This is a genomic window from Nocardioides imazamoxiresistens, assembly GCF_032378595.1.
GTDB lineage: Bacteria > Actinomycetota > Actinomycetes > Propionibacteriales > Nocardioidaceae > Nocardioides > Nocardioides imazamoxiresistens.
On record NZ_JAVYII010000007.1, the window covers coordinates 96,815 to 120,826 of the forward strand.

The following is a 24,012-nucleotide window of genomic DNA, read 5'->3' on the forward strand; positions in this document are numbered from 1 at the left end:
TTACGTCACAGGGCCGCTCCGAGCGCGGTTAGGGTGTGCCGACCAATGGGCGCGCCACCCCTGCGCCCGAACGACAGGAGCCACTGCGTGCGATTGCGTGTGACCGCGCTGCTCGCGTTCCTGGTGGTCGTGCTGCTGCCTCTCGGCGCGCACGCTGCCACCCAGGAGACGACCTCCCCCACGGCCGACCCCACCGCTGAGGCGACGGGCGAGCCCGGAGGAACCGAGACAGACGCGCCCCAGGAGATCCCGGAGGGCCCGTACATCCGGGTCCGGCTGGTCGACAAGGCAGCGGACGACGCCCCCGTGGTGGGCGTCGAGCTGACCGTCGCGTCCGAGGACGGCGGCGAGGTGGGAACGGCCGAGACCGACGCCGAGGGCGTCGTCATCGTCGCCATCCCGGAGCTCGGCACCTACACCGTCGAGCTGGACGAGGACACCCTCCCGTCCGGCATCGAGCTGAGCGACGACACCGGCACGGAGATCACGATCACCGCGCGCATCAACGGTGCGAACGGCGGCCTCTTCCCGATCGGCGTCCAGGAGGTCTCGACCGTCTCCTTCGCCGACCGGCTGACGACGAGCCTGATGTCGGGCGTGAAGTTCGGCCTGATCGTGGCCCTCGCGGCCCTCGGCCTCTCGCTCATCTTCGGCACGACCGGACTGACCAACTTCGCCCACGGCGAGCTCATCACGTTCGGCGCGATCGCGACCTACGTGATGAACCGGGTGCTGGACCTGCCCGTCGTCGCCGCCGGCGTCGCCGCCGTGCTCACGGCGGCGATCTTCGGCTGGTTGCAGGACCGGGTGCTGTGGAGACCGCTGCGCAGACGCGGCACCGGCCTCATCGCGATGATGATCGTCTCCATCGGTCTGGGCCTGCTGCTGCGCAACCTGTACCAGTACTCGATCGGCAGCTCGCGCAAGTCGCTGAGCCAGTACGTCAGCCAGGGCCGCAACGACTACGGTCCGATCAGCCTGGCCGACAAGGAGATCGCGATCATGGGCGTCGCCCTGGTCACGATCGTGATCGTGTGCGTCGCGCTGATGCGCACGCGGCTCGGCAAGGCGATGCGGGCGGTCTCCGACAACCCGGCGCTCGCCGCGTCCTCCGGCCTCAAGGTCGACCGCGTGATCAGCTCCGTGTGGGTGCTCGGCACCGCGCTGACGGGCCTGTCGGGCGTGCTGCTCGCGGTCAACAGCCAGGTCAACTTCCTCATGGGCTTCAAGCTGCTGCTGCTCGTGTTCGCCGCGGTCACCCTCGGCGGTCTCGGCACCATCTGGGGCGCGCTGTTCGGCTCCATGGTGATCGGCATCATGGTGGAGGTCGGCCCGCTGTTCGGCGTGCCCTCCTCGATCAAGGAGGTCGGCGCGCTCGTCGTCCTCATCCTGGTCCTGCTGATCCGGCCGCAGGGTCTCCTCGGCCGTCGCGAGCGGATCGGGTGACGCCGATGAACCTCTGTCCCCCCACCGTGCCGGCCCGCCAGGATCGGAGCAGGTCATGAACGCCACCACCCTCGACAAGCCGACGACGGCGAAGCAGCCGACCCACAACGGGGCCATCGGCTCGGTCGTGCTCGGCATCGTCGGCATCACCGTCGCGTTCGGCTTCACGTCGCCGTTCGCCTACCTCAAGGGCCGCCGCGCCGTCACCGAGATCGACGCCGCCCCGGGGCAGTACTCCGGACGCGCCCTCGCCGTCGGCGGGCAGGTGCTCGGCGTCATCGGCACCGTCTACCTCGCGCTGTGGCTGATCATCGGCTTCACCGCCGGCATCGGCGACGTCGAGCTCACCGGCGTCTTCCGCACCGCGTTGAACCAGGCCTTCGGCCCGAACGCGATCGTGTACGCGCTCGCGGCGATCGGCCTCAACGTGCACTTCGGCTACACCGGCCTCCTGAACTTCGGCCAGGCCGGGTTCATGGCGGTCGGGGCGTACGGGCTCGCGGTCACCGTCGTCACCTGGGAGCTGCCCTTCTGGCTCGGCGTGGCGATGGCGCTCGTCGCGCCGGTCGTGCTGGCCATCGTCCTGGGCCTGCCGACGCTACGGCTGAGAGCGGACTACCTCGCCATCGCGACGATCGCCACGGCGGAGATCCTGCGTCTCGTCTTCGGCGCGGTCGAGACCCGCGAGGTCTTCGGCGGCTCGAACGGTCTGACGAACTTCGCCGGCGACTACCAGAGCCTCAACCCGTACAGCGAGCGGCTCGACCTCGGGATCGTGTCCTTCAGCGCTCGCGACCTGTGGTCGATGACGGTCGGCTGGACCCTCGTGCTGGTCAGCTGCCTCATCGTGTGGGCGCTCATGCGCAGCCCGTGGGGCCGCGTGCTCCGCTCCATCCGCGAGGACGAGGACGCCGTGCGCTCGCTCGGCAAGAACGTCTTCGCCTACAAGATGCAGGCGCTGATCCTCGGCGGTGTGTTCGGTGGTCTGGCCGGTCTGTTCCTGGCGCTGAAGCAGGCCTCCGTCGTGCCGAGCGACTACTCGACCAACATGACGTTCCTCGCCTTCACGGCCCTGCTGATCGGTGGCGCCGCCCGGGTCTTCGGTCCCGTCATCGGCGCGATGATCCTGTGGTTCCTCATCGCGGGCCTCGGGGACTTCTTCGACCGTGCCACGTCGGGTTCGAGCCCGCTCATGCCCGACTGGATCATGGACAACACCCAGGCGAGCCTCGTGCGCTTCATCGCCACCGGCCTGGGCCTCATGCTGCTGATGATCTTCCGACCGCAGGGGATCTTCGGCGACCGAAGGGAGATCGCGATCGATGGCCGCTGACACCGCAGGCGCCGCTGACGCCGGGGGCACCACCCCCACCACCCCCACGACGCTCGAGAAGCGGCCGCGCCCCGACCTGTCCGGCGTCGGCAACGCCCCGGGCAGCAAGAAGCCGGACCCGATCATCGTCGGCGACGGCATCACCCGGCAGTTCGGTGGTCTCAAGGCCGTCGACGTCGACCACATCGAGATCCAGCGTGGCGCCATCACCGCGCTGATCGGCCCGAACGGTGCCGGCAAGACGACGCTGTTCAACCTGCTCACGGGCTTCGACGTGCCGGACTCCGGCAAGTGGAGCTTCAACGACAAGTCTCTCGAGCGGGTCGCGCCCTACAAGGTCGCGCGCCTCGGCATGGTCCGCACGTTCCAGCTCACCAAGGTGCTGGCCAAGCTGACCGTCATCGAGAACATGCGCCTCGGGGCGACCAAGCAGCGCGGCGAGCGCTTCTGGGCCGCGCCGTTCGCGGGTCTGTGGCGAGGACAGGAGAAGTCGAACACCGAGCGTGCCGACGACCTCCTCCAGCGCTTCAAGCTCGACGCCAAGCGCGAGGACTTCGCGGGCTCGCTCTCGGGCGGCCAGCGCAAGCTGCTGGAGATGGCGCGTGCGCTGATGGTCGACCCCGAGCTGATCATGCTCGACGAGCCGATGGCCGGCGTGAACCCGGCGCTCAAGCAGTCGCTGCTCGGGCACGTGAAGTCGCTGCGCGACGAGGGCCGCACCGTGCTCTTCGTCGAGCACGACATGGACATGGTCCGCGACATCTCCGACTGGGTCATCGTGATGGCCCAGGGGCAGATCGTCGCGGAGGGCACGCCCGACACGGTGATGCAGCAGCAGGCCGTGATCGACGCGTACCTCGGTGCGCACCACGACACCGACCTGCGCGAGATGGACGAGAAGGCGCTCGAGGCCGAGGCCGAGGCCGAGCTCGACGCCGAGGCGGAGGAGGGCAAGGCATGACCCAGGCAACCACCACGCCGGAGCGCGAGGCGCACCTGGCCGCGGCGGGCGACGCCATCCTGCGGGCCGACGACCTCTTCGGCGGCTACCTGCCGGGCGTCGACATCCTCAACGGCGCGGACCTGTACTGCAACCGCGGCGAGCTCGTCGGCATCATCGGGCCCAACGGCGCCGGAAAGTCGACGCTGCTCAAGGCCCTCTTCGGCCTGGTCAACGTGCGCCGCGGCTCCGTGGTGCTCGAGGGGCGCGACATCACCAACAAGCGCGCCGACCAGCTGGTGACGGCCGGGATCGGCTTCGTGCCGCAGACGAACAACGTCTTCCCGAGCCTGACCATCGAGGAGAACCTCGAGATGGGCTGCTACCAGGCGCCCAAGTCGTTCACGGAGCGCTTCGACTTCGTGACCGACATCTTCCCGAGGCTCGGGGAGCGCCGCAAGCAGCGCGCGGGCTCCCTGTCCGGCGGCGAGCGGCAGATGGTGGCGATGGGCCGGGCGCTGATGATGTCGCCGTCCGTGCTCCTCCTCGACGAGCCGTCGGCGGGTCTCTCGCCGGTCCTCCAGGACGAGGTGTTCGTGCAGACGCGCAACATCAACCGCGCCGGTGTCTCGGTGATCATGGTCGAGCAGAACGCCCGCCGCTGCCTGCAGATCTGCGACCGAGGGTACGTCCTCGACCACGGCCGCAACGCGTACACGGGCACCGGTCAGTCCCTGGGCAACGACCCCAAGGTCATCCAGCTCTACCTGGGCACCCTGGGCGCCAAGGACTGACCCGCACGACCCGCACGACCCCGCACCACCACCGCGACGACCCCGTGGGCCCCGGCCCACGGGGTCGTCGTGCGTCTCGGGCCCGGCACCAGGAGGTCCAGGCGTACGCCCGGGGCCCGGGGCCCGCGGCCGTCGCCCGCGCCGCCTCGACCGAGCCCGTCGTCGGGACCGCGTCTCCCGGAGCCGGTGGAGAAAACGCGGACCGGGGAGCGCTCCACGTGTCCTCCGGTCCGCGTTCTCTCTCGACCGGTCCGCGTTTTCCTCACCGCAGTCCGCGGCGCCCGGAGCATCCCGCGGCGCCCGGAACAGCCCGGAGCAGCCCGGAGCAGCGCGGGCTGCCTGGTGCGCGCCGGCCCGGTCGGCGGCGGAACGGCGGGCCCCGGGAGACCTGAGGGCGGGGGTGGCCCGCCGGCACAGTCGGCGCCGCCTGCAGACGCAGGACGGGCCCGGCACCTCGTGGAGGTGCCGGGCCCGTCCCGGTGGGTCAGCGACCCGTCGCGGGGCGACGGATCAGATCTCGCCCTCGATGTAGTCGATCGGCGAGTTGCGGTTCTCGGCGTCGTACTCGTAGATGCCGATGGAGGCCGCGGTCGGGCTGCCCGTCTCACCGAGCTCGATCGGGCCGGAGGCGCCGTCGTAGTCGATGTCCTCGCCGGCCTCGAGCAGCTCGAGGCACTCGGCGAACGACGTGCACTTCGTGCCGTCCTTGGTGACGTTGACGATCTCCTGGGCGATGGCCTCGCCCGAGTCGTTGCCGGCCGCGACGGCCGCGAGGGCCGACACGATGACCGCGTCGTAGGACTCGGCCGCGTACGCGAACGACGTCAGGTCGGGGTCGATCGCGAGCAGGCGCTCCTGGAAGTCGCCGGCGGTGTCGGCGCCCGGGATGGTGCCCTTCGTGCCCTCGAGCGTGCCCGGGGGCAGCGACGGGTCGGAGTCGGCGCTGTAGTCGGCGGTGTTGCCGTCGACGAAGTACGTCGGGACGTCCGCCGGACCGGCGCCCGCGGTGATCAGCTGCGGGATGATCGTGGCGGTCTCCTCGAAGCCGATCACGAGCACCGCGTCGCCACCGGCGGCCGCGATCTCCTCGACCTGCGAGTCGTAGGACTGCGCGTTCTCGCCGTAGAAGACGGTCGTGGCGACCGACGAGCCGGCGTTCTCCAGGTTCGTCTGGACCTGGTCGGCCAGGGTCTGGCCGTACGCGTCCTGGCGGGCCAGGATCGAGACGTTGCTGCGGCCGTCCTCGATGAGCAGGTTGGCCATGACGGCGCCCTGCAGGATGTCGGAGGGGGCGGTGCGGAAGTAGAGGTCGGGCTCGGCGTAGGCGCCCTCGTCGAAGTCCGTCGACGTGTTGGCGGGCGAGAACATGACGACGCCCGCGTCGAGGATCTGGTCGATGACGGTCATCGAGACGCCGGACGAGGCGGCGCCGACGATGACGTCCGCGCCCGACGCGATGAGCTGGTCGCTCTCGGCCGGGGCGATGCCGGAGTCGGTGTCGCCCGAGTCGCCGCGCACGTGCACGACGTCCTGGCCGAGCACGCCGCCGGCCTCGTTGATCTCCTGGACGGCCAGGTCGACGCCCGCGAACTCCGGGGGGCCGAGGAACGACAGGCTGCCGGTCTCGGGCAGCAGCGAGCCGATGGTGAGGGTGCCGTCGCCCTCCTGGACGGCCGCGTCCGACGAGCTGTCGCCGCTCGAGGAGCCGTCGTCGGAGGAGTCGTCGTCTCCGCCGCCGCACGCGGTGAGCGTGAGCACGCCGACGGTGGCGGCCGCGGCGAGGCGGAACATGGTGGACCTGCGCTTCATCAATCCTCCGTTGAATCTCGGGAACGCGCCGTCGCTTGGGAGCGGCGTGTGCGGGAGAACCTAGTCCTCAGGCCGCCCCCGCGTCGGCGGCTCCGGAACTCTGGGGCATTTGTGTCCGTTTCGTGACCTAGGTCTCAGGACCGTCGCGCACCGGTCACGAACCGGGTCGGGGGGTCAGCGCAGACGGACGACGGCCTCGACCAGCACGGGGGCGACCACGAGCGCCGGCAGCAGCGACGCGACCGCGACGTCCTTGATCGCGAGCAGGCGCAGCGCGACGCCGATCAGCAGCACACCGCCGACGGCGCTCAGCGCGAGCACGTGCGCCTCCGGCAGGACGTCGCCGACGGCGAGACCCACCAGCGTCAGGCCGCCCTGCACCACCACGATCGTCACGATGCTGGCGGCCACGCCCCACCCGAAGGTCGCGGCGAAGGCGACGGCCGCGAACCCGTCGAGGGTGGCCTTCAGGTACAGCTGCTCCGCCCCGTTGCCCAGGCCGTCGTTGAGCGAGCCGAGCACGGTCAGCGGCCCCGTGCAGAACACGAGGGAGGCGGCGACGAAGCCCGCCACGAACCGGTCCGCCTCCGGAGCGGTCGCGTCGCCCGCGTCGGTGGCGGTCGCGCCCTCCGACGCCCCGGACCGCCGCCGGGCCGCCACTCCGTGCACCGCGCGGCCCAGGGCGACCAGCCGTCCGTCCAGGTCCAGCGCCGACCCGACGATCCCGCCGACCAGCACGGACCCGAGCACGATCAGCATCGGCGCCCCGCGACCGGTCGCCTCGGTGAGCCCGGGGGCCACAACGTCGGCGGCCGCGGTCGCGGCCACCAGCAGCGTGACGAGGCCCAGGCCGTCGGTGACCACGCGGCGTACCCGCTCGGGGAGCCGGGCCCCGAGCGCCACCCCGAGACCGGAGCCGACGAGGACCGTCAGGACGTTGACGAGGGTGCCGCTGCCGATCACGCCCGTGCCCTTCCACACTTTGCCGGACTCGGGTGTCGCGGCCCTGCGGGCGAGCGTAGGGTGAGGGCCGGTCACCGGTGGGGGCGGGTGCCGCGCTGTCGTCAGAGGTCGACGCCGCCGAGCCGCGGGCGTCGCCACAAGGGTCGAAGGCTGTGGTGTCGAGATGGTTGCTCCGTTGACGTTGCGTCCCGCGGAGTCCTCCGACCTGCCCAGCCTGGTCGAGCTGTGGGGCGACTCCCTGCGCTCGGGCGAGGCGGGCGACGGCCTGGGTGACCTCGAGGTGGTGCTCGAGCGCTGCGAGCGCGACGACCGGGTACGCCTCGTGGTCGCGGAGCACGACGGCACCTTCGCGGGCGCGGTCCTTCTCGTCGTGAGCACCGTCTCGCCGCTCAACCTGGCCCCGATGGTGCACGTCGTGTCGCCGACCGTCGTCGAGGGGATGCGTCGCCGCGGCGTCGGGCGCTCGCTGGTCGAGGCCGGCGTCGCCTACGCCGAGGAGCTCGAGATCGCGCAGATCGGCACGGCCTCGGCGAGCACGTCGCGCGACGCCAACCGCTTCATGGCCCGTCTGGGGCTGGCGACCCGGGCGTCGTTCCGGCTCGCGCCGACCGCCGCCGTGCGGGCCCGGATCAACGCCATGCGCCCGACCATGACGCGCCCGCCGCGCCAGCAGCTCGGGCACGTGCTCGCGGCTCGCCGCTCCATGCGGCGCCAGGCCGCGTCCCGCGCGAGCTGAGCCGGCCGCCCAGGCCGGCCGCCCTGCCGCTCAGCCCAGCCGGTCGGCGGGCAGCAGGGAGCAGGTGATCCGCGACGTGCACACGCGCTTGCCGCGCTCGTCGGTGATCACCACCTCCCAGCAGGTGGAGGTGCGACCCAGGTGCACCGGCGTCGCTGTGCCGGTGACGAGACCGCTCGTGGCCGAGCGGTGGTGGGTGGCGTTGATGTCGACCCCGACGGCGATCCGGTCGGGGTAGGCGTGCACCGCGGAGCCGATCGAGCCGAGGGTCTCGGCCAGCACGACGGAGGCACCGCCGTGCAGCAGGCCGTAGGGCTGCGTGTTGCCCTCGACCGGCATCGTCGCGACCACCCGCTCGCGGGTGACCTCGACCAGCTCGATGCCCATCTTCTCGTTCAGCGAGCCCTGCCCGTGCGGCAGCGTCGCCAGGATCTCGTCGATGCGGGGCTGGTCGTCGCTCGTGGCAGGCATGGTCGACATTGTGCCCGGCGGTGCCGTCGTTCGGCCGCGACGGCCGTGGGCCGGGGTGTCGGTCCGCGGCGTTAGAGTCGCGGCGTGCCCGTGACGACCGCTGACGACGCCCGCCCCCGCCTGCTGCTGCTGGACGGCCACTCGCTGGCCTACCGCGCGTTCTTCGCCCTGCCGGTCGAGAACTTCTCCACGACGACGGGCCAGCCGACGAACGCGGTCTACGGGTTCACGTCGATGCTCATCAACGTGCTCCGCGACGAGGCGCCCACCCACGTCGCCGTCGCGTTCGACCGCTCGCGCCAGACGTTCCGCCTGGAGGAGTACGCGGAGTACAAGGCGAAGCGCAACAAGACGCCGGGGGAGTTCTCCAGCCAGCTGCCGCTGATCAAGGAGGTGCTCGACGCGCTCCGGATCCGGCACCTCGACCTGGAGGGCTACGAGGCCGACGACATCATCGCGACGCTGACCACCGAGGCGAAGGCCGAGGGGCTCGACGTGCTGGTGCTGACCGGGGACCGTGACTCGCTGCAGCTGGTCAGCGACACCACCACGATCCTCTACCCGATGCGGGGTGTCTCCGACCTGGCCCGGATGACGCCGGCCGCCGTCGAGGAGAAGTACGGCGTGCCGCCGCACCGCTACCCCGAGCTCGCGGCGCTGGTGGGGGAGACCTCCGACAACCTGCCCGGCGTCCCGGGCGTCGGCGCCGGCTTCGCGGCGCGGTGGATCAACACCTACGACGGTCTCGACAACGTCATCGCCAACGCCGACAAGATCACGGGCAAGAAGGGCGAGGCGCTGCGCGAGCACCTCGGCGACGTGATCCGCAACCGGCGGCTCAACGCGCTGGTCACCGACCTCTCGCTCCCGCTGCACCCCACCGACCTGCTGCGTGCGCCCTGGGACCGCCAGGAGGTGCACACGCTCTTCGACGGCCTCGAGTTCCGCGTGCTGCGCGACCGGCTCTTCGAGAGCCTCGAGTCGGAGGAGGACGTGGCCGAGGGCGGCTTCGAGCTCGAGACGGTACGCCTGGGCCCCGACGCGGTGGGCGCCTGGCTGGCCGACGCGGGCACCGACCGCGTGGGCGTGCACGTGCGCGGCACGTGGGGCGCCGGCACGGGACGCGTCGAGGGCCTGGCCGTCGCGCTCGCGGACGGCCGCGCGGCGTACGTGGACACCACCACGCTGACGCCCGCCGACGACGCGGCGCTCGGCGAGTGGCTGGCCGACGCCGGGCGCCCGAAGGTCCTGCACGACGCGAAGGGGCCGGCGCTCGCGATCGCGGCGCACGGCTGGACCCTCGAGGGGGTGGCCAGCGACACCGCGCTGGCGGCGTATCTGGTGCGGCCCGACCAGCGCTCCTACGACCTGGCCGACCTGACGGTGCGCTACCTGCGCCGCGAGCTGCGTCCCGAGACCTCCGACGCCGACCAGGGCCTGCTCTTCGACGACGACGACGCAGTGGTGGGCACGGCGGCGCTGCACGCCCGGGCGGTGCTGGACCTGGCGGCCGCCCTGGACGTCGAGGTGGAGGAGCGCGGCGGCACGGCGCTGCTCGGTGACGTGGAGCTGCCCCTGGTGCGGCTGCTGACCCTGCTGGAGCAGACGGGCATCGCGGTCGACACCGACCGCCTCGACGAGCTCGAGGCGGGCTTCGCCACCTCGGTGCGCGAGGCCGCCGAGGACGCGTTCGCGGTGATCGGCAAGGAGATCAACCTGGGCTCGCCCAAGCAGCTGCAGGTGGTCCTCTTCGACGAGCTCAACATGCCGAAGACGAAGCGCACCAAGACCGGCTACACCACCGACGCCGACGCGCTGACCACCCTGTTCGAGAAGACCGAGCACCCGTTCCTGCAGCACCTGCTGCGCCACCGCGACGTCTCGCGGCTGCGCCAGACGGTCGAGGGCCTGCTCAAGACGGTCCAGCCGGACGGCCGGATCCACACGACGTTCAACCAGCTCATCGCCGCCACCGGCCGGCTCTCGAGCACCGACCCGAACCTGCAGAACATCCCGGTGCGCACCGAGGAGGGTCGCCGGATCCGCGAGGCGTTCGTGGTCGGTGGCGGGTACGCGACGCTGATGACGGCGGACTACAGCCAGATCGAGATGCGGATCATGGCGCACCTCTCCGAGGACGAGGGGCTGACCGAGGCCTTCCGCTCGGGCCAGGACTTCCACTCGATCACCGCCGCGCGCGTCTTCGGCGTGCCGGTGGACGGCGTCGGCGTCGAGGAGCGCGCCAAGATCAAGGCGATGAACTACGGCCTGGCCTACGGACTGTCCGCCTACGGGCTCTCCCAGCAGCTGCGGATCACCCCGGGCGAGGCGCAGGGCCTGATGGACGAGTACTTCGAGACGTTCGGCGGCGTGCGCGACTACCTCGCCGGGATCGTCGACGAGGCGCGCCGCTCGGGCTTCACCGAGACGATCCTCGGTCGTCGCCGCTACCTGCCCGACCTGACCAGCGACAACCGGCAGCGGCGGGAGATGGCCGAGCGGATGGCGCTCAACGCGCCGATCCAGGGCTCGGCCGCCGACCTGATCAAGGTCGCCATGCTGGGCGTCCAGCGTGCGCTGGAGAGCACCGGCGCCGCCTCGCGGCTGCTGCTGCAGGTGCACGACGAGCTCGTGCTGGAGGTCGCTCCGGGCGAGGAGGAGTCCCTCGAGGCCCTGGTGCGCGACCAGATGGCCGCGGCTGCCGAGCTGAGCGTCCCGCTGGACGTCTCGGTCGGCACCGGCGCGAGCTGGCACGCCGCCGCGCACTGAGCGCCCGTCGGGCGGGTGGGGCCCGCCCGCTCAGGCGCCGCGCGCGGCGTCGTCCGCGAGCTCGGTGCCCTCGCCGGCACCGCTGCGGCGGCTCGCGCCGGGGGTGCTGCGCCGGGCCACGACGAGCAGGGCGACCAGCACGACGGCGTCGACGGCCAGCACCCACACGACGAGGGCCTGCGTCGAGTGGGCCAGCGCCACGGCGGCGACCATGCCGACCAGGCCCGCCCACACGGCGTACACGCCCAGGCGGTTCTGCCGCGCCACGACCTCGTAGACCATCACCTGCATCATCGCGAGCACGGTGCCGAGCAGGGCGAAGAGCCACAGCGTGCCGCCGATCTCGGCGTACGCGGCGCCGCCGACGAACTCGACGACGAGCGAGCGCTCCTCGCCGGGCGGCCCGAACACGATCAGCTCGCCGACCGCCCACGCGCCGCCGGTCGCCAGCGCGCCGAGGCCGCCGACGAGGGCGAGGCCCTTGAGGTACATGCCGTGCGCACCGTCGGCCATCGACGGGAACACGATGACGACGACGAACTGGGGCAGGAACAGCACGGCCTTGGCGAGGATCAGCCCGCCGGCGTAGAGGCCGGCGTCGTGGGAGTCGAGGGCGGCGCGGGCGAGCACGACGTCCGCGTTGGTGAGCGCGAAGAACGCCAGCAGCGCGTGGGAGTTGTGCCCGACCTCGGAGAGCACCGACCGCACCTCGGCGGTGGCGGGCCGGGAGCCGCGCCGACGCCGCAGCGCGGTGCCGCCCACCAGCGTCGGGAGCACGGCTCCGACGAGGACGCCGGCCATGGCGCCGACGGCGTCGGGGCTGATCGCCAGGCCGACGGCGCCCAGGCCGAGGCGTCCGACGCCCACGGCGAGGTAGATCCCGGCCAGCGGGGTCCAGCTCTTCTCGCCCTGGAAGATGCCCGCCTGCCCGCCCATGATCGTCAGCGGCACGGCGGTGACCGCGACGAGCGCGGCCGGCAGCCAGGAGTCCAGCTGCAGCGCGACGGTCGCGACGGGGGAGAGCACGAGGCAGACCGCGCCGAGCGCCCACGCCGAGCGCCGGGTGGTCACGATGATCCGGTTCTCGATCTCGTCGCGTCGGCCGGGGTCGGAGGCGACCTGCCGCGCCCCGGTCGCCTGCAGCCCCAGGGAGAGCACGTTGATCACGAGCAGCAGACCCATCAGGGCCGCCACCGCGCTGTACTCCCGGGGCCCCAGCACCCGTGCGGCGACGAGGGTGAACGCGTAGGTGCCGACGTTCATCACGGCCATCGCCACGGCCACGCCCGCGCCGGAGCGCAGCAGCTCCCGTAGCGTGCCCCTCGTTCCGCTCACCCGGCGGAGCCTAGAGGACGTGTGGTGGGTAGGAGTCGCCGTGGTGCGCAGGACCGGTCGGTGGGCCGACGCGCCGTACGACGCGGTGGTCCTGCTGAGCGCCGTCGTCGTGCTCGGACCCGCGCTCGGGGTCGGTCTGGTGCTCGGCTACGACATGGTCTGGGTGCCGGACCTGGCCGTGACCCGGGAGGGCTGGGGCCTCGCCGACGGGGTGCCCCGCGCGGTGCCCTCCGACCAGGTCGTCGCGCTCCTGGACGAGGTCGTGCCGGGTGCGCTGCTGCAGAAGCTGGTGCTGCTCGGGTCGCTGGTGGCCGCCGGGGCGGGCCTGCACCGGCTCGTGCGCACGGCTCCGGCCGCCGCCCGCGCCCTGGCCGCCGTCGTGGCGGTGTGGAACCCGTTCGTGGCCGAGCGACTCGCGATCGGCCACTGGCCCCTGCTGGTCGCCTACGGTGTCCTGCCCTGGCTGCTCCTCGTGGGACGTCGCCTCCGGACCTCGGGGCACACCGGCCTGCGACCCGTGCTGCCGGTCCTGCCCGTGCTCCTCGCGCTCGGTTCGCTGAGCGCCGCCGCGGGACTGATGACCGCGCTCGCGGCCCTGGTCGCCGTCGGCGTGGGCGGCCGGCTGCGCCGCTCCGCCGCGTGGGCCCTCGTGGCCCTGGTCGCGGCCGCGAACGCGCCCTGGGTCGTGGCGGGCGCGTTGGCGGGGGGTGCGACGCGGGCCGATGCGGCGACGGCACGGGCCGCGGCCGAGGCGTTCGCCGCCCACGGCCACGACGGCGTGCCGACCGCGGTCGCGGTCCTGGGGCTGGGCGGGGTGTGGAACGGAGAGGTCGCGGCGCCCTACGACGTCGTCCGGGCGCTGCTCTGGGCCGGGCTGGTGCTCGGCGCTCTCGGCTCGCTCGTCCCGCTGCTGCGCGCCGGCAGCGGGCGACGTCGCGAGACTGCCGTGCTGCTGGCGCTCGCCGGGGCGGGTGTCGCGGTGGCGGCGCAGTCGTGGCTGTTCCCGCAGGTCGGCGGCGCCCTGGCGACGTACGTGCCGGGCGGCGGCGTCCTGCGCGACGCCACGCGCCTGCAGGCCCTGGTGGTCCCCGGGGTGGTGGAGGGCGCGGCCGTGGCGGTCGCCGTCGGTGCCCGGCGCCTGCGCGCCACCGCGGCGCCGGCGCGCGCGGTGCTCGGCGTGGCGGTCGTGCTGGCGCCGGTGGCCCTGCTGCCCGGGCTCGCCTGGGGTCGCGCCGGGGAGCTGGCCGCGGTGCGCCTGCCGGCCGCGTACGCCGACCTGGCCGCGGTCGTCGCGGCCGACGCCCGTGCCCAGGGCCTGGCGCGCCCCACGGTCCTGAGCCTGCCGTACGCCGCCTTCCGCGCGCCCGACCTCAACGACGGCCGGACGGTCCTGGACCCCGTGCCGCGCCTGCTCGGGGACGTCGGGGTGCTCGCCTCCGACGAGCTGGTCGTCGACGGCCGGGCCGTCGGGAGCGAGGGCTCGCGCACCGGCGACGTCCTCGCTGCGCTGGGACGGCCGACCGCGGCCGACCGCACGGCGGCGCTGGCCGAGCTCGGCGTCGACTACGTGGTCCGGGCGCGCGGCGCCGACGTCGACGCGGCGGTGGCGGCGACGGGGCCGCTCGACGAGGTGGTCGTCGCCGACGCGCCGGCGCTGACCGTGACGCGGCTCGTGCCGGGCGGCGCGGAGACCGCCGTCGAGCCCGTGCCGACGTGGGACGCGGCGTGGCTCGCGGTGGCCTGGACCGTCTACGCCTCGCTGCCGCTGCTCGCCCTGGGGGCTCTGTCCGCCCAGGTCAGACGTGCTTCGCGGCCCCGGCCGGGTTCCGCCGCACGAGGCCCCGCGACGCGCCCGTGACGAGCGTCACCGAAGAAGGGTGAACGTGACAGTTCCGCTGCTACACTCCGCGACGGACGAGGGAGGTATCCACATGGGAACCGGAATCATCGGCACGATCGTGTCGCTGGTGGTGGGTGGCGCGGTCGCCACCGTCACGGTCGTCGGCGTCGTCGGATCGCAGACGTCGGCCCCGAACGAGTCGCCGGTCGACTCGAGCCAGCCGGCATCGCAGATCGTTCAGTACGGCTCGAACTGATCTCAGCCTCGAGCACGCTCGCGAACTCACCGCGAGCGTGCTCCCAGGTGAACTTGGAGCTCCGCGCCCTCGCGCCTTCGCCGAGGTGGTTGCGGAGCTCGTCGTCCGTCAGCAGGCGCCGCAGCGCCGCGACGAGCTCGTCGAACGTGTCGACCAGCAGCCCCGACTCGTCGTGGGCGATCGACTCCCGCGTGCCCCCCGCCGAGGCGTAGGCGACGCTGGGCACCCCGTGCGCCCCGGCCTCGACGATCACCAGGCCCCAGCCCTCCTTGAGCGACGGGGTCGCCATCACCCAGGACGCGGCGTACGCGTCGTGCTTGGGCTGCTCGTCGAGGTGCCCGGTGAACGTCACCGCGTCGGCGACCCCGGCCTGCTCGGCGTGGTCGTGCAGCTCGTCGGCCCACCAGCCGTCACCCACGACCAGCAGCCGCAGGCCGGGGATCTCGGGACGCAGGGCGGCGACGGCGTCGATCGCGTGCTCGACCTGCTTGTGCGGCACGAGGCGTCCCACCACGCAGATCGTCGGCTGCGGCGAGCGCGGCGCGGTGGTGGGCAGCGGCTCGTCGGTGCCGTTGTGCACGACCCGCACGCGCGCGCGGTCGACCCCCAGCTGGCCGAGCTCGTCGCGGGTCGCCTGCGAGACGGCCACGTAGGCGCTGTCCCGGTAGACGCGGGGGGCCAGACGGCTCTCCACCCACCAACCGACCCGGCCGACGAGCCCCGGGTAGACGACGGGCCACTGCTCGCGGTGCACGTGGTGCACGAGCACGACGACCGGCGCGCGGGTGACGAGTCGGGTCAGGAACGGGAGGCCGTTCTGGACGTCGACGACGACGTCGGGTCGCCCGAGCCGTCCCGTGGCGAGGTGCCGCAGGGCCTGGGCGTACACGCTGGTCTTCGTGCCGGCGCGCACGTAGCGCACCCCGCCGCGCACCTCCTCGCGGGCCCCGCCGTCGAAGGCGGCACAGAAGACCGTGACGTGCGCACCGCGTTCGGCGAGGCCCTCGGCCATCTGCTCCAGGTAGCGCTCCGCGCCCCCGCCCTCCGGGTTGTCCGTGTCCCGCCAGCTGGTGAAAACGACCTGTCGTCCGCGCACTGCACCGCTCCCTCGTCCCGGCTGCGGAGGTTATCCCAACTCATCGGTAACCGGGGCGTTATGGTGCCCCGCGTGCCCCGGTGGAAGCGGACGTCCCGCGCGACCCTGCGTCGCTCGCTGCACCTGTTCTCGGAGTTTCGCTACGAGCAGCCCGACCCCGAGCGCTTCTACACCGCGCTCGCGCAGGACTCGGCGGCCCAGCTCGACGAGCACGCCGCCCTCGACGGCGCGACGATGCTCGACGTCGGCGGCGGGCCGGGCTACTTCCGCCGGGCCTTCGAGGCCCGCGGGGCGACCTACGTGGCGCTCGACGCCGACGTCGGTGAGCTCAGCGGGGCGGGCGACATCCACCCGCGCACGGTGCTCGGCAGCGGGATGGAGCTGCCCTTCGGCGACTCGACGGTCGACGTCTGCTACTCCTCCAACGTCCTCGAGCACGTCCCGGACCCGTGGCGGATGGCCGACGAGATGCTGCGGGTGACACGTCCCGGCGGCACCGTGTTCCTGTCCTGGACCGTCTGGTTCGGCCCGTGGGGCGGGCACGAGACGGCCCCCTGGCACTACCTGGGCGGCTCGCGGGCCCGGCGGCGCTACCGACGCACGCACGGCCACGAGCCGAAGAACCGGTTCGGCGAGTCGCTGTTCGCGGTGACGGTCACCGACGGGCTGCGCTGGGCCCGGCGCCAGCAGGCGGGCGACGTGCTCGCGGTGCTGCCGCGCTACCACCCGTGGTGGGCGCGATGGGTCGTGCGCGTCCCGCTCCTGCGCGAGCTGGTCACGTGGAACCTCGTGATCGTGCTGCGCAAGCGGTGAGCGACGGGAGCAGCAGCGAGGTCGCCTCCTCGCGCACCACCCTGGGGCTGCGGGTCGCCGCCGGCGTCGCCCTGCTCACCGGGCTCGCGTTCGTGCAGTCGCCCGGTCTGCTCGTCTCCGACACGAAGTTCGACCTCGTCGCCGACCCCGGCGGCTTCCTCGCCCGCGCCCTCACGCTGTGGGACGCCGAGGGGGCGTTCGGGCAGCTGCAGAACCAGGCGTACGGCTACCTGTGGCCGATGGGCCCGTTCTTCTGGCTCGGCGAGGCAGTCGGCCTCCCGGGCTGGGTGGTCCAGCGCCTGTGGTGGGCGGTGGTGCTGGGGGTCGCGTTCGTCGGCGCCGCGTTGCTGCTGCGTGCCCTCGGGGTCCGCTCCGACGTCGGCGTGCTGGTCGGGGCGGCGGCGTACGCCCTGTCCCCGCGGATGCTGACCGTCATCGGTCCCATCTCCAGCGAGGCGTGGCCGAGCTCGCTCGCGCCCTGGGTCCTGCTCGCGCTCGTGGTCGGCAGCAGACGCGGTTCCCCGCGGCGCGCCGCGGCGCTGGCCGGCCTGGGGATCGCCGCGGTCGGAGGGGTCAACGCCGCCGCGACCTTCGCGGTGATCCCGCTCGGAGCGGTGTGGCTCCTCACCCGCGAGCCCGGTCCCCGGCGACGCAGCCTGATGCTGTGGTGGCCGCTGTTCACCCTCCTCGGCACCCTGTGGTGGCTCGTGCCGCTGTTCGTGCTGGGCGCCTACAGCCCGCCGTTCCTCGACTTCATCGAGACCAGCAGCGCCACGACCTTCCCCACGACCGTCTTCGACACCCTGCGGGGGACGTCGAACTGGGTGCCCTACATCGACGCGCGCTCGCGGGCGGGCAACGACCTGGTCACGACGGCGTACCTCGTCCTCAACAGCGGCGTCGTCCTGCTGCTGGGGGCCTGCGGACTGCTCGACCGCCGCACGCCGCACCGCGGCTTCCTCGTCACGGGTCTCGCGGTCGGTGTCGTGATGGTGACCGCCGGTCACTCCGGCGTCGTGCAGGGCGTGCTCGCCGGCGACGTCGCCGCCCTCCTCGACGGGGTGCTGGCGCCGCTGCGCAACGTCCACAAGTTCGACCCGGTCGTGCGGCTGCCGCTGGTCGTGGGCCTGGCGTTCCTCGTCGACCACGCCGTCTCCCGGCGGGCCGGCTCGGCCGGCTCCGGGCGGGTGCTCGAGCGCAGCTCGGTCGTGGCGGCCGCGGTGCTCGTCGTCGCCGGCGCCGCCGTCCCGGCCGGGCTCGGGCGCCTCGCGCCGACCGGCGAGACGGCCGCCGTCCCGGAGTACTGGACCGAGGCCGCCGCGTGGCTGGCCGAGCGCGACGGAGCCGGGGGAGCCGGGGGAGCCGGGGGAGCCGGGGGAGCCGACCCGACCGCCGACCCGGCCACCGGGACCGGTGCGCTGCTGGCGCCCGGGTCGCGCTTCGCCGACTACGACTGGGGCAGCCCGCGCGACGAGCCGCTGCAGTTCCTGGCCGACAGCCGGTGGGCCGTGCGCAACGTCATCCCGCTGACGCCGCCGGGCGCGATCCGGATGCTCGACGGGATCGAGACGCGTCTCGCGCAGGGTCGCGGTGGGCAGGGGCTCACCGACTACCTGCGGCGGGCCGGCGTGCGGCACCTCGTGGTGCGCAACGACCTGCGCCCGGACGGCGACGTGCCCTCCCCGGCCCTGGTCCGCCAGGCCCTCGGCTCGTCCCCGGGCATCGCCCGCGTGGCGACCTTCGGCCCCCAGGTCGGGGGACCCGCCGTCCTGGACACCGAGACCGCGGAGGACCCCGCCACGGTCGGCGACCCCGTCGCGGCGGCCGAGGAGGCCGAGGCAGGGCGACCGCGGACGGTCCTGGAGGGCGGCTGGCGCACCACGTACCCGGCCCTCGAGATCTACGAGGTGCGCGACGTCGCCGCCACGGTCACGGCGGGCACGCCCGACGTCGTCGTCGGCGGGCCGGAGGACCTCGTCGACCTCCTGGACGTCGGCGCGCTCGACGACCGACCGGCCGTGCTCGCCGCCGACGCCCCGCTCGACGAGGGGGACGGGCTCGCGGACCCGCTCGCCGGCGCCCGGGTCGTGCTCACCGACGGCCTGCGGGCCCGCGAGCGTGACTTCGCGCGGATCAACGACGCGACCTCGGCGGTCCTGGCCCCGGGGGAGCGGCGCTCCTCGGCGAGCCCGCAGCGCGACTACCTCGTCGACGACGCCGACCGCTGGTCGACGACCGCGCGCGTCGCCGGCGCGGAGGCGGTCAGCGCGTCCTCGTCGGTGGCCGACCCCGGCGGCTTCGGCGGCACCACGCGGGGCGGCCTGCCGACCGCGGCCGTCGACGGACTGGAGTCGACGTCGTGGACGGCCGACGCCGACCTCGCGGGCGCCGCCTGGTGGCAGATCGACCTGCAGGAGGAGCTGCCGGCCGGCAGCACCACCAGGGTCACCCTCACCGGCGGGGACCGCGCGGCCGAGGACCAGGTCGTGCGCCTGCGCTGGCCCGGCGGTGCCAGCGACGAGGTGCCCCTGCCGCAGGGCGAGTCGAGCACCGTCACCGTCGCCGCCGCGGAGGCGGTCGGCTGGCTGCGGGTCGAGGACGCGTCGCCGGACGGCGACCAGGACATCTCGCTGGCCGAGGTCGCCGTGCCCGGCGTCGAGGTGCAGCGCTGGCTGGACCTGCCCGAGCTCCCGGAGAGCTGGCCCGCGCCCGACCAGGTGGTCCTGCGCGCGGACCGCGACGCGCGCGACGGGTGCGCGAGCGTCGCCGCGCCCGGCGCCGACCCGGTGCGGTGCGCCGCCTCCCTCGTCGTGCCCGACGAGGAGGCCGGCCCGCTGCGTCGCACCGTGTCGATGCCCCGGACGGGCACCTACGACGCCAGCGTGACGGTGGTTCCCCGCGCCGGCGAGGAGCTCGACGCGCTGGTCGCCCAGCTCGCCCCCGCCGGCCGGCAGGTCCGCGTCGCCGCGTCGTCCACGGCTGTGCCCGACCCCCGCGCGTCCGGGCTGGCCGCCGTCGACGGGAAGGCCGGCACGACGTGGCTGGCGGCCACCGACGACCTGCGGCCCACCCTCGACCTGACGTTCGCCGCGCCCCGCACGCTCGACCGGGTCGAGGTGGACCTCGACCCGGCGACCGCCGCCCGGGTCCCCACCCGCCTGCGGCTGACCTGGCCCGACGGCACGAGGGAGGTGGAGCTGCGCGACGGCGTCGCCCGGTTCCCGGCGTTGACCACGGACACGCTGCGGATCGCGGTCACCGGGGCGGAGGAGGACGTCGTCGCCCCCGGTGCCGGCGGCGACGAGCCCTCCATCGGCATCGGCGAGCTGCGCCTCGACGGGGCTCCCGAGCTGCCGGCACGACCCTCCGCGCTGCTGCGGACCCTGCCCTGCGGCAGCGGCCCGGACCTGGAGGTGGACGGACGGACCGTGCGGACCGCGGTGACCACGTCGGCCGCCGACGCGGCGGCGGGGGAGCCGGCCGTAGCCACGGTCTGCGGGGGCGACGAGCGCATCGTGCTCCCGCGCGGGGCCACCGACGTGGTGGCGAGCGACGCCGGGGCCTTCGCGGTCTCCGCGGTCGTGCTGACCGCGCCGGGCGGCGGGCCCGGCACGGGCGAGGGCGCCACCGGGCTGCGCGAGGGCGGCCTGGACCCGGGGACCGACGCACGCACGCTGCGACCGGGGCCCGGCGACGCGGTCGCCGTGGCGCGGGAGAACGTGAACCCCGGCTGGGTCGCCCGGCAGGGCGACGACGCGCTCAGGCCGCTGACCGTGGACGGGTGGCAGCAGGGCTGGGCCGTCGCCGGGGACGACGCCGTCGAGGTCGAGTTCGGCCCGGACGGCACCTACCGTGCCGGTCTCGCCGTCGGCCTGCTGGCCCTGGTCGGCCTGGTCGTCGGGCTGCTGCTGGGCCTGCGCCGCACGTCGCGAGCCCGTCGCGAGGCAGCGCCGGCCCCGCCGCCGGCCGTCGGTCGACGGGGTACGCGCGCGCTCGGCCTGGTCGGGACGCTCGCCGTCCTCGCCTGGGTCGCCGGCCCGGGCGGCGTCGTCACCGGCCTCGCCGTCGGCCTGGTGCTCGCCCTGGTCGGCGTGCGCTGGCGCGACGCGGCGGACGACGTCGTGCCGTGGCTCGCGGCCCTGCCGGTGTTCGGGGCGGCGCTGGGCTACGCCCTGCTGCCGTGGGGCTCGTCGTCGGGATGGGCGGGGGCCGAGGCGTGGCCGCAGTACGCCGCCCTGGTCACCCTCGCCGCGGTGCTGATGCGGGCCGTGCTGCACCCGAGCCGGAGCCAGGTGCCCCCGGCGTCCCCGGCGTCCCCGGCGCGGTGAACCGGTCCTCCCGGCGCCGACCGAGCCGCTGCGCCGGCTCCTCGACCCAGCGGTAGGCGAGCTCGGCGACGACCAGGGTCACCGCCACCGTCATCAGCCAGGTGAGGGTGAAGCGACCGTTGAACACGCCCCACCCGGTGGCCCACAGCACCAGGTGGAGCACCGGCAGGTGCAGGCAGAAGATGCCGTAGGACACGATGCCGAGCCGGCGCCCCGCGCGGTGCGTGAGCACGGTCGTGTAGCGGGGCGAGGACGGGAACACGCCGGTCAGCACCACGAGCCCGGCGACCACGGCGTACACGACCACCTTGATCACGTGCGCCGTGGGCGTCACCGGCGCCAGCGTCGCCGGGCCGGCGATCGGGGTCGCCATCAGCAGGAGCAGGCCGCCCGCGACGGCCCAGCACACGCCCGGCTGCCGGGCGAGGCGCCGCAGCAGCACCGCCGGCCACCCGCCACGTCTCACGCGGTCGAGCTCGAACAGGCCCGCCAGCGCGATGCCGACGGCGAACCACAGGGCGTACCCGAACGGCCACGTCGTGGGCGAGCCGATCGCGCCGGCCGCCTCGACGGCGGGCACCGCGAGACCGAACCAGAGCACCGAGACCGCCGCGCCGACGACGAGCAGCCCGACGAGGCGGTCGGCCCGCAGCCGACGTGAGCGTCGGCCCACGACGAGCACCATCAGTGCGGGGAGCGCGACGTAGAAGACGACCTCGACGGCCAGGCTCCAGAAGTGCGTGATGCCGGCCGGGTACGACGGGGTGGCGTAGCTGCTGGTGAGGGTCAGCGCCGCGACCCGGTCGAGCCACGACAGATGGCGATTGTCCTCGAGGAAGACGAGCGCGACGACGACGGTCAGGAGCGCGAGCGGGACCACGCGCAGGAACCGCCGGCGGGCGTACACACCGGTCGCCGGCGCCGGGCGCCCCTCCGCGGCGCTCGCGAGGTACGGCCGCGCGAGCAGGAACCCGGAGAGCACGAAGAAGAGCGCGACCCCGACGTCGAGCCGCGCGAGGAGGACGCCGAGGTAGCCCGACGGGACCGTGTACGCCGTCGTGCCGTAGGCGACGTGGGTGGTCAGGACCGCCAGGGCCCCCACCGCGCGCAGCGTGTCGAGGACGGGGAACCAGGCGCGGGCCGGCTCGGGCGGGGTGACGGTCATCGGGCCTCGCCCCCCGCCGGCACCCCGACCCGCACCGAGACGACGCAGACCGGCCCGGCCTCGTCGGTCGTGGCGTCGGGGGCGAGGGGTGCGGGGTTCACGACCACGGAGTCCACCACACCCGAGGCCCGCACGTGCACGGTCTTGGTCCCGGCCCGCAGCTCGACGTCGGCCGTGCCCCACCCCGCGCCGACCACCACGTCGCGGTTGGCGCCGGACAGGTAGCCGATCTCGACCCACCAGCGGCCGTCGGGGGTCGGCGAGGTCAGCGGGATCCGGACGAGCGCGTCGTCCACCCGCCACCCGCAGGTCGGGTCGGGCCCGGGCAGTCCGTCGATGCCGAGCACCCGGGCGGCCCGCAGCCGACCGTCCTCGTCGACGACGTCGAGGTCGGCGCTCAGCGCGGGGAAGCGGACGTTGTCGGCCAGCAGGCCCATGACCGTCCGCGTGGTGTCGTACGGCGCGGCCTCGCGCGGCAGCACGGTCTCGGGGACCCACGTCTCAGCCAGGTCGACCACGCCCCGGGAGCCGGCCTCCGCCTGGGCGGTGCGCGCCCAGGCGGCGCCGGGGTCGTCGCCACGCACCTGGACGTAGCCGTAGGAGGACCAGCCGGCAGCGGCCAGCACGGCCACGGTGGCGAGCACACCGGCGGCCCGCAGGGCACCGGCCCGGGACCGCGCGCGGGCGGACGCCGGCGGCCGCACCGGCTGGACGGACGACCCGGGAGGCACGGACGCCGCGGCGGCGACCGTCAGGAGGGCGCCGGGCCACAGCACCCCGGCGAGCAGGAGCGCGGCGAGGCGCTGGTCGCCGACCACCGCTGCCGGGCCGAGGCCGGCCACGGCGACGGTGAGCGCGGCCCAGACGCCGCCGCCCAGCAGGCACACCGCGGCACGGCGTCCGCGCCGGCGCAGCAGGAACGCGCCGAGCGCCACCGACGCCAGCAGCGCGGCCGCGACGAGTGCGGGGGGGACGGCGGGCTCGGGCAGCGGGGCCTCGCCGGCGGCCCAGGCCCACGGACCGCCCCAGGGGGCGACGAGGAGGGCTCGCAGCAGCGTGCCCGGCGCCGGGGCGGTGACCGACGCCGCGTCCGACAGCCACAGGTGCACGCCGGCGGCGGCGAGCGTCAGCGTCGCGCCGACGGCCGCCGCGGCCGTCAGTCCCGCGCGTCCGACCTGCAGGAGGCGGGGGAGGGGAGCGGCGACCGCGGCGGCCGCGAGCAGGGGGACCGGCACTCCCCACGGGGTGACGAGGGCCGCGCCCAGCGCGGTGAGGGCTGCGGCCGCGGCGGCCGCCCGGCGAGCGCGCGGGCGCGTCGGTCGGCTCGTCCGCGCCATCGCGACGAGCGCGACGGACGCCGCGACGAGGGCGACGAGCGGCAGGACGGTGGTAGCGGGCGCCCACCACAGGGCGACGCCCCAGGTCAGGGGGGAGACCAGGTAGGCCGCCAGCAGGACGGGGACCCAGCGGCGCGCGCCCAGCACGGCGAGCAGCGCGCCCGCCAGCGCGAGCGACGCGAGCACCTGCAGGCCGACGACGACGACGACGGCGTCCGCCCACGCGACCGGTTGGCCGCTCGCGACCCAGCCGGCCGCGAGGCGTGTGGTGGGTGCGAACGCACCGTCGACGGGGGTGCGCACCGCCTCGAGGAGCCCGACCTCGCGCGCCTGGGCGAGGACGACGTAGTCGTGGGTCCCGAAGAAGGACCTGCGCAGCACGAGCGTGAGGAGGACGGCGTGGCCCGCGACCAGCAGCAGGACCAGCCGCACGACGCGTGCATGCCGGGCCGTGTGCGGGCGAAGTGCCTGCTCAGCGCCCACGTGCACCCCCTCTCGACACGCCGTGGCCCAGATCACTCGATCGTGGTGACCCGTGCGTAACTTACTGCTAATGTCCGCTCGCCACCGACGGTGTCCTT

At 74.3% G+C, this 24,012-nt stretch carries 16 protein-coding genes; 9 read left to right on the forward strand and 7 right to left on the reverse strand.

Annotated elements, in window-relative coordinates; all coding sequences use genetic code 11:
- The first annotated feature begins 87 nt into the window (after window positions 1–87).
- From RDV89_RS15780 to RDV89_RS15795, 4 genes are read left to right on the forward strand one after another with little or no spacing between them, the layout of a single operon-like run.
- A complete protein-coding gene (locus tag RDV89_RS15780) occupies window positions 88–1,446 on the forward strand; it encodes an ABC transporter permease subunit (RefSeq protein WP_315734414.1) in 1,359 nt (452 codons plus the stop codon).
- 55 nt (window positions 1,447–1,501) lie between these two features.
- Complete coding sequence (locus RDV89_RS15785) at window positions 1,502–2,779, forward strand: branched-chain amino acid ABC transporter permease (protein WP_315734416.1); 1,278 nt, start codon at window positions 1,502–1,504, stop codon at window positions 2,777–2,779.
- Entirely contained in the window at window positions 2,769–3,740 is a 972-nt protein-coding gene (locus RDV89_RS15790) for an ABC transporter ATP-binding protein (RefSeq protein WP_315734418.1), read from the forward strand. The genes RDV89_RS15785 and RDV89_RS15790 overlap by 11 nt, the downstream gene beginning before the upstream one ends.
- Complete coding sequence (locus tag RDV89_RS15795) at window positions 3,737–4,513, forward strand: ABC transporter ATP-binding protein (RefSeq protein ID WP_315734420.1); 777 nt, start codon at window positions 3,737–3,739, stop codon at window positions 4,511–4,513. The genes RDV89_RS15790 and RDV89_RS15795 overlap by 4 nt, the downstream gene beginning before the upstream one ends.
- A 510-nt stretch (window positions 4,514–5,023) precedes the next feature.
- Here the strand turns inward: RDV89_RS15795 and RDV89_RS15800 are convergent.
- Window positions 5,024–6,322: an ABC transporter substrate-binding protein gene (locus tag RDV89_RS15800; protein ID WP_315734422.1), complete on the reverse strand. Its 1,299-nt coding sequence runs from the start codon at window positions 6,320–6,322 to the stop codon at window positions 5,024–5,026.
- A gap of 174 nt (window positions 6,323–6,496) precedes the next feature.
- A complete protein-coding gene (locus RDV89_RS15805; RefSeq protein WP_315734424.1) occupies window positions 6,497–7,303 on the reverse strand; it encodes a DUF554 domain-containing protein in 807 nt (268 codons plus the stop codon).
- 145 nt (window positions 7,304–7,448) lie between these two features.
- Between RDV89_RS15805 and RDV89_RS15810 the strand changes: the two genes are divergently transcribed.
- Window positions 7,449–8,021: a GNAT family N-acetyltransferase gene (locus RDV89_RS15810; RefSeq protein ID WP_315734426.1), complete on the forward strand. Its 573-nt coding sequence runs from the start codon at window positions 7,449–7,451 to the stop codon at window positions 8,019–8,021.
- A 30-nt stretch (window positions 8,022–8,051) separates the two neighbouring features.
- Here the strand turns inward: RDV89_RS15810 and RDV89_RS15815 are convergent, their stop codons facing one another.
- Entirely contained in the window at window positions 8,052–8,492 is a 441-nt protein-coding gene (locus RDV89_RS15815) for a hotdog fold thioesterase (RefSeq protein ID WP_315734427.1), read from the reverse strand.
- Between the two features lie 84 nt (window positions 8,493–8,576).
- Between RDV89_RS15815 and polA the strand changes: the two genes are divergently transcribed.
- A complete protein-coding gene (gene polA / locus RDV89_RS15820) occupies window positions 8,577–11,261 on the forward strand; it encodes a DNA polymerase I (RefSeq protein WP_315734429.1) in 2,685 nt (894 codons plus the stop codon).
- 30 nt (window positions 11,262–11,291) lie between these two features.
- Here polA and RDV89_RS15825 read toward each other — a convergent pair whose 3' ends face one another.
- A complete protein-coding gene (locus RDV89_RS15825; protein WP_315734431.1) occupies window positions 11,292–12,596 on the reverse strand; it encodes an MATE family efflux transporter in 1,305 nt (434 codons plus the stop codon).
- Window positions 12,597–12,636: 40 nt separating this feature from the next.
- Between RDV89_RS15825 and RDV89_RS15830 the strand changes: the two genes are divergently transcribed.
- On the forward strand, window positions 12,637–14,454 hold the full coding sequence (locus tag RDV89_RS15830; RefSeq protein ID WP_315734433.1) for an MmpA family trehalose lipid delivery protein: 1,818 nt from the start codon (window positions 12,637–12,639) through the stop codon (window positions 14,452–14,454).
- A 134-nt stretch (window positions 14,455–14,588) separates the two neighbouring features.
- Here the strand turns inward: RDV89_RS15830 and RDV89_RS15835 are convergent, their stop codons facing one another.
- Window positions 14,589–15,788, reverse strand: coding sequence for a glycosyltransferase family 4 protein (locus RDV89_RS15835; RefSeq protein ID WP_315734435.1), 1,200 nt, complete (start codon window positions 15,786–15,788; stop codon window positions 14,589–14,591).
- Window positions 15,789–15,860: 72 nt separating this feature from the next.
- Between RDV89_RS15835 and RDV89_RS15840 the strand changes: the two genes are divergently transcribed.
- Together RDV89_RS15840 and RDV89_RS15845 are read left to right on the forward strand one after the other, a co-directional pair.
- Window positions 15,861–16,601 carry a class I SAM-dependent methyltransferase gene (locus RDV89_RS15840; RefSeq protein WP_315734437.1) on the forward strand — a complete coding sequence of 247 codons (741 nt, stop codon included), beginning with the start codon at window positions 15,861–15,863 and terminating at the stop codon, window positions 16,599–16,601.
- Window positions 16,598–20,929 (forward strand): alpha-(1->3)-arabinofuranosyltransferase domain-containing protein, encoded by a 4,332-nt coding sequence (locus RDV89_RS15845; RefSeq protein ID WP_315734439.1) that lies wholly within the window; start codon window positions 16,598–16,600, stop codon window positions 20,927–20,929. Before RDV89_RS15840 ends, RDV89_RS15845 begins: the two co-directional genes overlap by 4 nt.
- Here RDV89_RS15845 and RDV89_RS15850 read toward each other — a convergent pair.
- Together RDV89_RS15850 and RDV89_RS15855 are read right to left on the reverse strand one after the other, a co-directional pair.
- Window positions 20,841–22,094 (reverse strand): acyltransferase family protein, encoded by a 1,254-nt coding sequence (locus RDV89_RS15850; RefSeq protein WP_315734440.1) that lies wholly within the window; start codon window positions 22,092–22,094, stop codon window positions 20,841–20,843. The genes RDV89_RS15845 and RDV89_RS15850 overlap by 89 nt on opposite strands.
- Window positions 22,091–23,863: a hypothetical protein gene (locus tag RDV89_RS15855; protein ID WP_315734442.1), complete on the reverse strand. Its 1,773-nt coding sequence runs from the start codon at window positions 23,861–23,863 to the stop codon at window positions 22,091–22,093. Before RDV89_RS15855 ends, RDV89_RS15850 begins: the two co-directional genes overlap by 4 nt.
- Between the last annotated feature and the right edge of the window lie 149 nt (window positions 23,864–24,012).